The 12,452-nt window shown below is 59.3% G+C and carries 11 protein-coding genes; 7 read left to right on the top strand and 4 right to left on the bottom strand.

What is annotated here, in order from left to right:
* The first annotated feature begins 37 nt into the window (after positions 1 to 37).
* The 3 genes from ABIE13_RS06250 to ABIE13_RS06240 all read left to right on the top strand — a co-directional run bounded on the left by ABIE13_RS06250 (position 38) and on the right by ABIE13_RS06240 (position 4,301).
* A complete protein-coding gene (locus tag ABIE13_RS06250) occupies positions 38 to 1,033 on the top strand; it encodes a Bug family tripartite tricarboxylate transporter substrate binding protein (RefSeq protein WP_354442098.1) in 996 nt (331 codons plus the stop codon).
* Complete coding sequence (locus tag ABIE13_RS06245) at positions 1,030 to 1,887, top strand: sulfurtransferase (protein WP_354442096.1); 858 nt, start codon at positions 1,030 to 1,032, stop codon at positions 1,885 to 1,887. The genes ABIE13_RS06250 and ABIE13_RS06245 overlap by 4 nt, the downstream gene beginning before the upstream one ends.
* A gap of 110 nt (positions 1,888 to 1,997) precedes the next feature.
* Positions 1,998 to 4,301: a molybdopterin guanine dinucleotide-containing S/N-oxide reductase gene (locus ABIE13_RS06240; protein WP_354442094.1), complete on the top strand. Its 2,304-nt coding sequence runs from the start codon at positions 1,998 to 2,000 to the stop codon at positions 4,299 to 4,301.
* A gap of 78 nt (positions 4,302 to 4,379) precedes the next feature.
* Here the strand turns inward: ABIE13_RS06240 and ABIE13_RS06235 are convergent, their stop codons facing one another.
* Positions 4,380 to 5,084 (bottom strand): GntR family transcriptional regulator, encoded by a 705-nt coding sequence (locus ABIE13_RS06235; RefSeq protein ID WP_354442092.1) that lies wholly within the window; start codon positions 5,082 to 5,084, stop codon positions 4,380 to 4,382.
* 133 nt (positions 5,085 to 5,217) lie between these two features.
* Here ABIE13_RS06235 and ABIE13_RS06230 point away from each other — a divergent pair, with 133 nt between their 5' ends.
* From ABIE13_RS06230 to ABIE13_RS06220, 3 genes are all read left to right on the top strand, one after another.
* Positions 5,218 to 6,258 (top strand): asparaginase, encoded by a 1,041-nt coding sequence (locus ABIE13_RS06230; protein ID WP_354442090.1) that lies wholly within the window; start codon positions 5,218 to 5,220, stop codon positions 6,256 to 6,258.
* Between the two features lie 25 nt (positions 6,259 to 6,283).
* The gene (locus ABIE13_RS06225; RefSeq protein ID WP_354442088.1) at positions 6,284 to 7,255 is read left to right on the top strand and encodes a Bug family tripartite tricarboxylate transporter substrate binding protein; all 972 of its coding nucleotides are present in this window, start codon (positions 6,284 to 6,286) and stop codon (positions 7,253 to 7,255) included.
* Positions 7,256 to 7,325: 70 nt separating this feature from the next.
* Complete coding sequence (locus tag ABIE13_RS06220; protein ID WP_354442087.1) at positions 7,326 to 8,210, top strand: alpha/beta fold hydrolase; 885 nt, start codon at positions 7,326 to 7,328, stop codon at positions 8,208 to 8,210.
* A 108-nt stretch (positions 8,211 to 8,318) separates the two neighbouring features.
* On the opposite strand, the gene ABIE13_RS06215 is transcribed toward ABIE13_RS06220, so the two are convergent.
* The 3 genes from ABIE13_RS06215 to ABIE13_RS06205 all read right to left on the bottom strand — a co-directional run bounded on the left by ABIE13_RS06215 (position 8,319) and on the right by ABIE13_RS06205 (position 11,120).
* Positions 8,319 to 9,272 carry a CysB family HTH-type transcriptional regulator gene (locus tag ABIE13_RS06215; RefSeq protein WP_354442085.1) on the bottom strand — a complete coding sequence of 318 codons (954 nt, stop codon included), beginning with the start codon at positions 9,270 to 9,272 and terminating at the stop codon, positions 8,319 to 8,321.
* A gap of 208 nt (positions 9,273 to 9,480) precedes the next feature.
* Positions 9,481 to 10,215, bottom strand: a complete 735-nt coding sequence (locus tag ABIE13_RS06210) for an ABC transporter substrate-binding protein (RefSeq protein WP_354442083.1) — start codon at positions 10,213 to 10,215, stop codon at positions 9,481 to 9,483.
* The gene (locus ABIE13_RS06205) at positions 10,212 to 11,120 is read right to left on the bottom strand and encodes a LysR family transcriptional regulator (RefSeq protein WP_354442081.1); all 909 of its coding nucleotides are present in this window, start codon (positions 11,118 to 11,120) and stop codon (positions 10,212 to 10,214) included. The genes ABIE13_RS06210 and ABIE13_RS06205 overlap by 4 nt, the downstream gene beginning before the upstream one ends.
* Before the next feature lie 170 nt (positions 11,121 to 11,290).
* Here ABIE13_RS06205 and ABIE13_RS06200 point away from each other — a divergent pair, with 170 nt between their 5' ends.
* Positions 11,291 to 12,451: a CaiB/BaiF CoA transferase family protein gene (locus ABIE13_RS06200; RefSeq protein WP_354442080.1), complete on the top strand. Its 1,161-nt coding sequence runs from the start codon at positions 11,291 to 11,293 to the stop codon at positions 12,449 to 12,451.
* The last annotated feature ends 1 nt before the right edge of the window (position 12,452 follow it).

Raw genomic sequence — 12,452 nt, 5'->3', positions numbered from 1 at the left:
TCACCTTTCGACTCATCACGCCTGGAGACAAAAAACCATGAAAGCTCTCGTTTCACGCCGCAGTCTTGCAGCAATGGCATTGACGGTTTGCGGCGCCGTTTCCGCTCTTTCGTTGGCGGCACCCGCTGCTGCGGCTTATCCGGAACAACCTATCAAGCTGGTCGTTGGTTTCCCCCCGGGCGGCGGGGGTGATCTGTATGGCCGCATGATTGCCCAGGCTCTGAGCAAGAGTGTGGGCCAGACCGTTGTGGTGGATAACAAGGCGGGTGCTGGCGGCAATATCGCGGCCGATATCGTGTCCAAGTCCAAACCCGATGGCTATACCTTGTTGCTGGCCATGAGCGGTAATCTGGCCGTAGCTGCGGCTACCAAGCCACAAAGCATCCCGTACAAAGTGCCAGATGACTTTTCACCCATTGGCCTCATCCTTGAAGCGCCGCACGGGCTGTTCGTGGCCCACAACTCGCGCTTCAAAACGGCCAAGGACTACCTTGCCGCCGCCAAAACGCAGAAACTCACTTTTGCTTCCACTGGCACGGGTGCAGCGGCGCACATCGGCATGGAGATGGTCAAGCAAGCAGCGGGTGTGGATATCCTGCACGTTCCCTACAAGGGTTCCGGCCCGGCTATCACCGATATGCTGGGTGGCCAGGTAGACGCCTTCTTTGCCACCGCTTCTCCACTGGTCGGCCAGGTACGCCAAGGCCAGTTGCGCCTGCTCGCCATTACGGGTGACAAACGCAATGCGGCCATTCCCGACGTGCCCACCTTTAAAGAACTGGGCCTGAACATACCGGTCACTCAGTGGTATGGTCTGGTTGCGCCTGCTGGCACGCCCGAGCCTGTGGTCAAGTTCCTCGCTGAACATCTCAGCAAGGCTCTGGCCACCACAGAGGTGCGTGATGCCATCCGCAAGGATGCCGCCACGGAGCGTGACTTACCCCAAGACCGTTTTCAAAAATTCATTCTGGAAGACATCGCGCGCTATAAGAGCGCCCTGACTCCCGCACTGCTTAAGGAAATTACGCAATGAGCTTTGACACCCTCATCTCCGTTGACCAACTGATCAAATTGCGCGCGGGCTCCACGCCGGCACTGGTGATCGATTGCAGCTTTGAATTGACGGATCTCACCGCAGGGCGGCGTGCTTATGACGCCGGCCACGTTCCGGGCGCCGTGTTCGTGGATCTGGAGCACACCATGAGTGCCGAGAAAACCGGCAAGAACGGCCGGCACCCTCTGCCCACCAAAGAGGCTTTCGTGAAGTCCATGGCTGAGCTGGGATTGAACGACGACACCCAGGTGATCGCCTATGACAACGCGGGCGGTATGTACGCTGCCCGCCTGTGGTGGATGCTGCGCTGGGTAGGCCATTCTTCCGCAGCGTTGCTCGATGGCGGCATTGCCGCCTGGAAAGCCGCAGGCCACCCGCTGGAAACCGCCGCGCCCGCACCTCTGGCCAAGGGGAATTTCAGCCTGCGCCCCACGCTGGTCAGCACCGTCGACTATGAAGGTGTGAAAGCCAATATCGACACCAAGAAAAAGCTGGTGTTAGACGCCCGTGCGCCCGATCGCTTTCGTGGCGAGAACGAAACGCTGGACCCCATCGGCGGCCACATTCCGGGCGCCCGCAATCGCCTGTTCCGCGACAACCTGGCAGCCGATGGCCGCTTCAAGCCTGCAGAGCAACTGCGTCAGGAATTTGACGCGATCACAGGCGGCCGGCCGGCTGCGGAACTGATCAGCCAATGTGGCTCGGGCGTGACCGCAAGCCATAACTTGCTGGCCATGGAGATCGCTGGCCTTAAGGGAGCCGCGCTTTATCCAGGGTCCTGGAGCGAGTGGAGCGCGCAGTCTGGAGCGCCCATCGCCACCGGCCCTAACTGATTCGACCATGGAAGGCATGGGTGCATTGAGCACGCCATGCCACGCGAACCGCAGATGCTTGGTATAAGAGCAGGTTTGCAAAATACGGCAAGCCTGTTCCAGGATATGCAATGACCTCTTCAGCCGCTTTTCTTCCGCACAGCTCCCATTGGGGCGTGTTCACCGCTCGCGCAGAGGGCGAAACGGTTTCAGTACGCCCCTATCCTGGCGATCCTGATCCCAATCCCATCCTGGATAACTTCACCAACGCGCTCAAGCATCGCGCTCGCGTGACCACGCCCATGGTTCGACGTGGTTGGCTGGAGCGGGGCCCCGGTCCGGATGCCACCCGCGGAAGTGACGATTTCGTTGCCATGCCTTGGGCAGAGGTGCTTGATCGCCTTGCGGCCGAGCTGCAAAGGGTGAAAGACACCTATGGCAACGGCGCCATCTTCGGCGGCTCTTACGGATGGTCGAGCGCTGGGCGCTTTCACCATGCGCAAAGCCAGGTTCACCGATTCCTCAATACGGCTCTCGGCGGTTACGTCAGGTCCGTCAATAGCTACAGTGCAGGCGCCTCGGCGGTGATTTTGCCCCACGTGCTGGGTAGCATGGAAGAGGTGGCGCGCCGCAACGTGACCTGGGAACAGATCGTCGAACATTCCGAGGTCGTGCTGGCGTTCGGTGGCATGGCACTCAAGAATTCCCGTGTGGCTTCCGGTGGCATCAGCAAGCACATCGAGCGCAGCTCCATGCGGGATGCGGCTCGGCGCGGCTGCCGTTTCGTTTCTTTCAGCCCGCTCAAGAGCGATATGCCTGATGAGGCCGGTTTCGAGTGGCTCCCGGTGAGGCCGACCACCGACACCGCGCTGATGCTGGCGCTTGTGCACTCATTGGTGCGCGATGGGCTGCACGATCGCGCCTTCATCGACCAATACTGCGATGGCTGGGCGACCTTCGAAGATTACCTGATGGGCCGGGCTGACGGTGTGGCCAAGTCTGCGGAATGGGCTGCTCCGATTTGCGACATCCCGGCAGAGCAGATCGAAGCGCTTGCCAAGTCCCTTCCCGGCAAGCGCTGCCTGGTGGTGGTTGCCCATTCGCTGCAACGTGCTGAACATGGCGAGCAGCCGGTGTGGATGGGGGCTGTGCTCGCGGCCGCGCTTGGGCAGTTGGGTCTGCCAGGTGGCGGATACAACTACGCACTGGGCACGCTTGCGCATTACGGCAAGAGAAACAATGCAGTGCCAGCAGGTGCCTTGCCGCAGGGCAGCAACGGAGTCAGGGAATTCATCCCGGTGGCACGCATTACCGACATGCTGCTGAACCCGGGCCAGCCTTTCGATTACGACGGCAAGCAGCGCAACTATCCTCATATCAAGTTAGCCTACTGGGCAGGGGGCAACCCGTTTCACCATCACCAGGATCTGGCACGGCTGGCGGAAGGGTTCCGCACGCTGGACACCTTCGTGGTGCATGAGATTGCCTGGACCGCCACGGCGCGCCATGCAGACATCGTTTTGCCTTGCACCATGACCCTGGAGCGCGAGGACGTCGGCGTCACGCCGACTGATCCGGTCATGGTGGCCATGCACCGCATCGCCGAGCCCCACGGACTGGCGCGCGACGACTACGATATCTTCACTGACCTGGCTGAGCGTCTCGGCAAGCGCGAGGCCTTCACCGAAGGCAGGGACACGCGCCAATGGCTGGCCCATCTGTATGAGCGCACCCGCCAGGGGTTGCAGGACAAGGGCCTTGAGGCGCCCAGCTTCGACGAATTCTGGCAGCGCGGAAACATGGATTTGCCAATTGGACCGGACGATGGGGGGCTGCTTCGCGCGTTTCGCCAAGATCCTGTCGCCAACCCTCTGCCCACGCCTTCCGGGAAGGCGCAGATCAGCTCTCCCACTGTGGCCAGCTTTGGCTATGCCGACTGTCCCGGCCATCCGGCCTGGTTGCCTGCCAAGGAAGTGCCCAACAACGACTACCCCCTGTGGCTCGTGGCCAATCAGCCGGCCAGTCGTCTGCACAGCCAGTTGGACTTCGGCTCACATAGCCAGTCCACCAAGCGCCAGCAACGCGAAGTCTGCACTCTCCATCCTGCGGCTGCGGCAGCACGGGGTATTGCCGAAGGAGACGTGGTCCGTCTGTTCAATGCGAGAGGTGCGTGCCTCGCGTCAGCAGCCTTGTCGTCCGATATGCGTGCCGACGTTGTTCAGCTGCCGACAGGGGCCTGGTATGACCCGGTCATTCAGGAAGATGGCACTCCTCTTTGCGTGCATGGCAATCCCAACGTTTTGACTCAAGACGTGGGAACTTCGTCTCTGGCGCAGGGGTGTTCTGGCCAACTTGGCATTGTGCAGATCGAAAAATTCACGGGAGCCCTGCCACCAGTGCGTGCGTTCGAGCCACCGGCTGCGCAGACCGTTTGAATCGGCTTAGGGCGGTTTGGCATCAAGACTGATGCTAGCCGCCGGATTTGGCGTTGGCTTGCGCGCTGCGCTGAGTACTCAGGCCTGACCGTCGCTTCTGAGCATCCTCTGGCACCCTGCGAGGATGTGTTGCTCAGCGTCACGTGCAGCGTCGGCTTTGCTGCCCGCCGCGATGGCTTCGTAAATGCGGCGATGCTCGCTCAATGACTTCCGCATGTTTCCTGGGTGGTCAAAGTTCTGCCGACGAAAAAGATGCAGTTCTTTGACGAAATCAGAATAAACGCGAGCGGCTCTCTTGCTGCCACAGAGGCCTGTCACTGCTGAGTGGAATTCGAGGTTAAGGTCGTAGTACCTTCCGCTATCCGAGGCTTCGGTTGCTGCGTCCATCTCCTCAATCAAACCTCGCAGCCGCTCCACGTCTTTAGTGGATCGCAGCTCGGCAGCGCTGCCGGCAATGAATCCAAATACAACCGCTCTGAGCTCCGAGATTTCGACCATCTCCCCAACGCTCAATTCACGAACGTAGACGCCTCGATTGAGTACCGGGGTGACCAGGCCGAAGCCCGTAAGAATTCGAATGGCTTCCCGAATCGGACCGCGGCTCACTCCCATCTTGGCGGCCAGCGCGACTTCATTCAATCGCTCCCCCGGCTTCACGTCCCCTCTGTAAATCAACTCTTTGATGCTCTCCGCCACCCGCAGCGGCAAGCTAGTGTCCGGCCGCTGGGGCTGCGCCTCAGCATCGACGGCACTTGATCGAGCCTCATCGGGAATAACTGCCATACAAGAAAACCTCTCTTGGAAACGAAAAATGCACCACCAAGGGTTAACCCGCAAGATGGCCCATCTAAAAAGTGACTACACTTTATAAAAAAGTGAAGTCACTTTGTTTATAACTGTGTTCAATCATAGCCCTATGACCTCCGAATCGAGCAGAACCAACCCAGCTTCCAAGGCGATTAAGCCGAGGATCGCTGTCGTTGGCGCTGGTGGGACGATCAGTACCCTTAGTGCGCTCGGCTCTCTGGATCTTGTGAACTACATGGCATTTGGCTCCATGCTGAGTGTTGAAGAAGTCATTTCCGCAGTGCCAGAGGCCGGGCATTTCGCAAGCATTGCTCCGGTGGCGTTCAATACCGGTTCGTCCACTTCCTGGGGATACCGGGAGTGGCATTCGTTGGTGAAACTGATTCACCGCCTGGAAGAAGACCACGGCCCTGTAGACGGTATCGTGATACTTCATGGCACGGGGACTCTGGAAGAAACTGCCTACTTTCTGAATCTTTGCCTCAAGACCCCCAAGCCCGTGGTGCTTACGGGTTCTCAGCGTCCCTTGAGTGCCATCTCCTCGGACGCCCCCTTGAATCTGGTCAACGCGTTGCGAGTGGCAGGAAGTGCCGGTGCGCAGGGCATGGGTGTGCTCGTTTGCCTGAACGACGAAATTCACGCGGCGCGTGATGTTGTCAAGGGAGCAACCTCAAGGCTGAACGCGTTTCGCACTCCAGACTTCGGTGTTCTTGGCGAGGTCAATGGTGACGGGGTGAACTTCTACCGCCGTCCTGTGCGAAGAAGTTATCCGGAGACCGAGTTCGACATCGCATCTCTGGAAACGCTCCCTCGTGTGGATATTGCCTATTCCTACGCGGGTGAAGACGGGCAGGTCGTGCGTGCTTTGGTTGCGGCGGGTGCGAAAGGCCTTGTAGTGGCCGGATTTCCGGGAGGGCGTCTTTCTCCAGCTCAACGCGACGCATGCCAGCAGGCGCTCGACGCCGGGGTGGCGATCGTCGTCTCCACCCGCGCGGGGTCAGGTCGTGCTCACCTTGCCCAAGATCTGACGCAAAGCGGCATGGTTGCAGCAGACAACCTGAGTCCGCAGAAGGCGCGAATTCTGCTGGCACTCGCACTCACGGTCTCTCGTGAAAAAACTGAGCTTGAACGAATCTTTGCCTACTACTGATTTGAACTAACCTTTAGGAGAAAGCATGCTTGGATCTAAACGTCGCTCGCTCGTGGTCGCCTTGACTGGCGTGCTCATGGCAGTCCCCGCGCTGGCCGCCTTCCCGGATAAGCCTATTAAACTGGTCGTGCCGTATCCTGCAGGAGGATTGACTGACATTCTGGCTCGATCCATCGCCCATTCGATCACCCAAAGCAGTGGTCAACCCGTGGTGGTGGACAACCGCTCAGGCGCCAACGGAGCCATTGGCGCTGTTGCGGTCGCCCGGGCGGCGCCGGATGGTTACACCGTACTGGTCTCGAACACCGACACTCACGCCATCAATCCCTCCATCTACAAGAAACTGGCTTATGACCCGGTAAAGGACTTCGAGCCTGTCAGTCTCTTCGCTACGGTGCCATTCGCTTTGGTCGTTGGCAAATCGAATCCGGCAAGTGCTGATTTCAAGACCTTCGTGGCCGCTGCCAAGGCAAAACCCCGGACCTTGACCTTTGCGTCCTGGGGAGTCGGCAGCGCATCGCATCTTGGGATGGAGTTGGTGTCCACGGCAGTGGGCGTGACGCTGCATCACGTGCCATTTTCAGGGCAAGCACCGGGCATTCAGGCTGTCCAAGCCGGCCACGTAGACGCTATGATGTTGCAACCCGGAGGCGCGGATGCCGCAGCCCGTTCAGGGACTGCGAAGGTGTTGGCCGTTACTTCTGACAAGAGATTGCCGCTCTTGCCAGATGCACCGACACTGCGTGAACTCGGCGTAGATGTGGTGACCGGAAACTGGTTTTCCATTCATGTGCCAAAGGGAACTAAGCCAGACGTCATCAGTCGCATCAATCAACTTGTGAAAGAAGCCTTGGCGGATCCGAAGGTTCAGGAAACCTTCCGTGCGCAGTCGGCCATGCCAGAGTCTTCAACGCCTGATCAACTTGGGAGCTATGTGCTCTCCGAGCAGCGTCGCTGGGGAGCGATTGCGCGGGCCGTGAGCGCCAGCGTTGATTGAGAGGCAAGGGACTTCGAAAAGCTGACACACTCCCGGAAATTTGTATGGATTGGCATATGGAGCTGGTGCGATGACGATCGCCACAACCGACGATGGAGTCGAGCTGTACTACGAGCTAACCGGTGCAGGTACGCCTGTTCTTTTTATCCACGAGTTTGCGGCAACCCATCAAAGCTGGGAAGCGCAGATCAGGCATTTCAGTCGAGGGTACGCATGCCTGGCGTACAACGCTCGTGGCTATCCTCCATCGCAAGTTCCGCCTGATGCCGCATCCTATTCCCAGGCGCGTGCTGTGCGGGATGCGATTGCAATACTTGACCATGCGGGAATCGAGCGAGCCCACATCGTGGGTCTTTCTATGGGGGGCTTTGCAGCACTGCATATGGGACTCGACTATCCCTCCAGGGTTAGATCGTTGTGCGTCGCCGGAGCTGGGTATGGCGCTGAGCCTGAGAAAGCAGAGAGTTTTCGGCGCGAAACCCGAAACACCGCCACCCTGCTTCTGGAGCAAGGTGTCGGGGTATTCGCGAAGAAATACTCAAGAGGCCCCACACGCCTGTCTTTCGAGCGCAACGATCCGCGCGGGCATGCGGAGTTCGAAGATGCACTTGCCAAGCTCTCGGCCCTTGGCCTGGCCAATACGCAGTTGGGGATTCAGCTTCAGAGGCCTTCGCTGTATGCATTGACGGACCGGCTTGCCCACTTGAGCTTGCCTACCTTGATTCTGAATGGCGATGAAGACACACCTTGCCTTGGCCCTGCACTCATGCTCAAAGCCACGATTGCCTCGGCAGCCATGAGCGTGATACCCAATTGTGGACACACCATCAATCTGGAAGCGCCCGATGAATTCAATCGAATTCTCGGGAGTTTTCTGGCCGCGGTCGATGGCGGACGCTGGCCTGTTCGTCAATATGCATTGGCGACTACACACGCTACAGGCATGTCCTCGTAAACGGCCTCGCACTTGGCCTGGTAGAAGGCGCCATTGAACGTTTGCAGACCCATTGATTTGCAGCGTTCAGTGCTCTGGGACATTGGGGGGGGCTGGGTGCCCCTGCTCCTAGATATTGTCCCCCCATGGCTGAGGCTCATCGTTTCGCATGGCTTGCTCCACGGTGGCCCGCGTCATGGTCGGCACGAACATCTCTATGAAGTCATAGGCGTAGCCTCTAAGCCACGCGCCTCGCCGCAGGCCTAGGCGCGTGGTGTTCAACTGAAATAAATGGCGTGCATCCAGCATCCGAAGCTGGCGGTCGCGCTCAGGGTCGAACGCGATCATGGCGATGATGCCCACCCCCATTCCAAGCTCCACGTACGTCTTGATCACGTCAGCGTCCATGGCGGTCAACACGATATTGGGCTGGATGCCCGCGCGCTGAAAAGCATCGTCTATGTGTGAGCGGCCGGTAAACCCCAGGTCGTAGGTAATGATGGGGTGCTCAGCCAGGGCCTGCAAAGTCAATGGCAGGCTTGTTTCCAGTAGGGGATGACCTGCGGGCAGCACCACGCTGTGGGACCAGCGGTAGCATGAGAGCGTGAGCAAGCCATCGTGATTGGAGAGCGCCTCTGTGGCCACGCCAATGTCTGCTTCGCCAGACATCAGCATGTCTGCGACCTGTCTGGGTGAGCCCTGGTGCAGGTGCAGCGAAACCCCAGGGTAGCGTTCGCGGAAGTCTCGCACCACGGGGGGTAGGGCGTAGCGTGCTTGCGAGTGTGTTGCCGCTATAGAGAGGGTGCCCTCCATGCTGGCGCTGAAGTCGTTGCCCACCCGCCTGAGGTTTTCTGCTTCCAGAAGCAGGCGCTCAACGACCGGGAGCAAGGCTTGCCCAGGCGGCGTCAGCCCCGTCAGCCGTTTGCCTGCACGGACGAAAATCTCGATGCCGAGCTCGTCCTCCAATTCCCGGATCTGGCGGCTCACCCCCGGCTGGGATGTGTGCAGCGCTTCCGCCACGTCGGTCAGATTGAAGCCGCAGCGCACTGCTTCGCGCACCGAGCGAAGTTGCTGAAAATTCATGGTGTAGATGCGTGGCGTGGGCCAACAATTCAAAGAAGTGCATCATTCACCGGGACTTCGCGAATACCAACGATTTTCTTTTTGTTTGCTTATGGCGCAAGCGCGTACAGGCGTCACCAATGCACGCCAGAGACTCATTGTTGCCCTGGTTGATCGGGGCAGCAAAGAATCTTGCTGACTTTCAATATGCCAATCTTGGAGGCTTGCCCTAAGCGGCGGGTGCGACAGAGGCGCCCTGAATGCCGTGACGGGCGAGGGCTTCTGCCACAAAGCCGCTGGCCTTGCTTTCTTCCACAAATTTGGACAAGGCATCAGCTGCGGCTTGTCCGCGGCTGGTGGGCGTTCCCATGGCCTGTTGAATCACCATGAAGCGCCCAGGCAGCAGGCGCAGCCCACCCAACCTCTGAACATCGCTTTCCAGTTGCTGTTTGACGCCTGCTGCAACCTCAACACCTTGAGAGAGAAAGACAGGCACGACATCGGGAGAAGTAGGGGCGCGCTCAATCGTGGCGGCTTTGAGTTCACGCGTCAGGTAGAGGTCGTACGCGCTGCCTTTGCCCACCATGACACGCGTGCCTTGCCGGTCGACCTCGTCATTGTTTTTCAAGGGCGAGTCCTGGCGCACCAGATAAGCCCCCTCGATCAGGACGTACGGCGCGGTGAAACGGATGCCCTGGCCGCGAAGGGGGTCAATGGCAAAAAAACCAATATCAGCCTGCTCTGCCTTGACGGCGTCCACAGATTTACCTGCCGCGTCGAAGACGACCAGTTCCAGCGGTACCCCAAGCTTTTGGGCGAACGCTTTGGCGAGATCTACGGAAACGCCACCCACTTCTGACGTGTTCGCGTTTCGGTTGGCAAGAATGGGGTTACCCAGATTGATGGAAGCGCGAAGCTTGCCGGTGGGCGCAAAGGCTTTGACGATGTCGGAGGTGATGGTCATGGCGTAGGAGGATGTTGAAGAGATATCTGATGCACCAGCGTTTCGATGAAAGTATGGCTGACCGGTGGCAAGGTGCGCCCGATGCGGGTCACGATGCCTATGGATCGGTGAACCTGCGGGCGTACCAGCGGGATGGCGATCAATTTTTCCATACGAACGAGATCCAGCGCCATGCGAGGCAGGGCGGTGATGCCCAAACCAGCTCCTACCAGAGCGCCGCAGGCTGAGACACTTGGATACTCAATCGAAGGAGACACGGACAACCGCAGCAGGGCGGCATCCGTAATGGGGCGAATGCTGCTGCGCCTTTGCGAACCAATGAATGGGCGGGCGGTGAACACTGACCACGGGACCGAGTCCTTGCTGGCCAGGGGGTCGTCCCGCCTGCATAGCAAAACAAATGGATCATTCAGCATATGGCGGTAGCGCAGCTTCCTGTCCGGGGCAGGCCGCACGGTCAGGCCGAAGTCGGCATGACCTTCGTCGATGCTGGACAAAAGGGCGTCAGCAGGCGCCTCCATGAGCGAGAACTCGACTTGCGGTTGCTGGCTGCGGAAGGCGGCTATGGCTTGCGGAACCAGAGCGGCGCCGATGGAGGGCAGTGTTGCAATCGACACGCGGCCGCTTCGACCCTGAAGGAATTGGCCTAGTTCGCCAAAGGAGTTGTCGAATTCCCGCAGGATGCGCTGGGCAATGGGGAGCAGTTCCTGACCTATGGGCGTAATTTCGACGTTGCGCGTGTCGCGGTCGAACAGCCTGGCTTGCAGGGTGTGCTCTGCTTGCCTGATGGTCCTGCTGAGAGCGGGCTGCGATACGCCGATCTGCGATGCCGCTCCACGGAAACTACCCGTAGCGACGATCTGGACGAACGCTTGCAGTTGCTGAAGAGTAAGGTTTTCGCGCATGAAGATTGATGTGTTTACGTTATCACAGATATAGCGAAATGGCTATTCACAGATCAATCCAGTGAACTTAGACTGTAGGCATTACAAGGTGCTCTGACGTATTGACCGTTCGCTCGGACGCAATCCAGACTTCGTGGGCCCGCACCGAAGAACTATCAGGAGACAAGCAAGTGAATTCACGTGGCACAGGCGTGCTGGAAGGCGTTCGCGTTTTGGAACTCGGCCAAGTGTTGGCGGGGCCGTTCGCCTCTGCGATCCTCGCTGATCTCGGGGCAGATGTCGTGAAACTGGAGCGGGTGGAGGGCGGCGACGACGCCCGCCGCATGGGCCCGGACTTCAGGCATGGCGATTCGCTTAATTTCCAGGTGTTCAACCGGGGCAAGCAGTCGGTTGCCGTTGACCTCAAATCAGACGCCGGCAAGGCAGCTTTCGAGCGCCTGGTGGCTGAGGCTGATATCTTCATCCACAACCTTCGTCCGGGTGTTCCCAAGGCGCTCGGCATCGACGGTGCCAGTGTCTGCGCTCGTCATCCGCGGCTGATCTATTGCGAGATCTCCGCTTTCGGTCACTTGGGGCCCATGGCGCCCAGGCCTGGCTACGAACCTCTGGTTCAAGCATTCAGTGGTCTGTCCAGTACCAACGGTGGCCCAGATGATCCGCCCATGCGCGCCGGCGCTTCCATCTGTGATCAGGGATCGGGCATGTGGGTGGTCATAGGGGCGCTGTCCATGCTTCAGCGGCGCACGCACACAGGGCAAGGCGGCATATTGCAGACTTCATTGCTGGAGACTGCCCTCGTGTGGAACGGTCAGAAGGCCGACGCTTTCATCAACGAAGGCGCGCTTCCCATGCGCCACCGCTCAGGGCACCCCGGCTTCGTTCCTTATGAAGCCTTCGATACGGCCGACGGCCCGCTGCTGATCTGCTGCGGCAACGACAGGCTGTTTGGCAAACTGGCCGCCGAGGTAGGCAGTCCGGAATGGGCGCGCGATGAGCGGTTCAGTAACAACCGTGCACGGCTGGCCAACAAGGCAGCACTTTTTGAACAGCTCGAGCCGATTCTGGCCTCTACATCCCGTGAACACTGGATCGAGCGCTTCGAGTCTGCGGGCGTACCTTGCGCACCTGTTCACACAGTGCCCGAAGCCTTGGCACATCCGCAGGTGCAGGCGCTCGGAATGCTCTCGCCAGTGGGCGCTGATGGCTTTTCACTCACCGCGCTACCGCTCACGATTGACGGCGAGCGTCCTGGCCTGAAGGCCGCTGCCCCGCGGTTGGGCGCTCATAACGAGCTCCATGGATTACCCGCTTTCGACCCCAACAACACCTAGA

It is taken from the genome of Ottowia thiooxydans (assembly GCF_040548795.1).
Lineage (GTDB): Bacteria > Pseudomonadota > Gammaproteobacteria > Burkholderiales > Burkholderiaceae_C > Ottowia > Ottowia thiooxydans_A.
The sequence above is the reverse complement of the archived record's forward strand: the minus strand, read 5'-3'. Positions and strand labels throughout refer to the sequence as shown.

Excerpts from the sequence above, each read along its gene's own strand:
- ABIE13_RS06250 (WP_354442098.1), top strand. The coding sequence starts at position 38 with ATGAAAGCTCTCGTTTCACGCCGCAGTCTTGCAGCAATGGCATTGACG.
- ABIE13_RS06245 (WP_354442096.1), top strand. The coding sequence starts at position 1,030 with ATGAGCTTTGACACCCTCATCTCCGTTGACCAACTGATCAAATTGCGC.
- ABIE13_RS06240 (WP_354442094.1), top strand. The coding sequence starts at position 1,998 with ATGACCTCTTCAGCCGCTTTTCTTCCGCACAGCTCCCATTGGGGCGTG.
- ABIE13_RS06235 (WP_354442092.1), bottom strand. The coding sequence starts at position 5,084 with ATGGCAGTTATTCCCGATGAGGCTCGATCAAGTGCCGTCGATGCTGAG.
- ABIE13_RS06230 (WP_354442090.1), top strand. The coding sequence starts at position 5,218 with ATGACCTCCGAATCGAGCAGAACCAACCCAGCTTCCAAGGCGATTAAG.
- ABIE13_RS06225 (WP_354442088.1), top strand. The coding sequence starts at position 6,284 with ATGCTTGGATCTAAACGTCGCTCGCTCGTGGTCGCCTTGACTGGCGTG.
- ABIE13_RS06220 (WP_354442087.1), top strand. The coding sequence starts at position 7,326 with ATGACGATCGCCACAACCGACGATGGAGTCGAGCTGTACTACGAGCTA.
- ABIE13_RS06215 (WP_354442085.1), bottom strand. The coding sequence starts at position 9,272 with ATGAATTTTCAGCAACTTCGCTCGGTGCGCGAAGCAGTGCGCTGCGGC.
- ABIE13_RS06210 (WP_354442083.1), bottom strand. The coding sequence starts at position 10,215 with ATGACCATCACCTCCGACATCGTCAAAGCCTTTGCGCCCACCGGCAAG.
- ABIE13_RS06205 (WP_354442081.1), bottom strand. The coding sequence starts at position 11,120 with ATGCGCGAAAACCTTACTCTTCAGCAACTGCAAGCGTTCGTCCAGATC.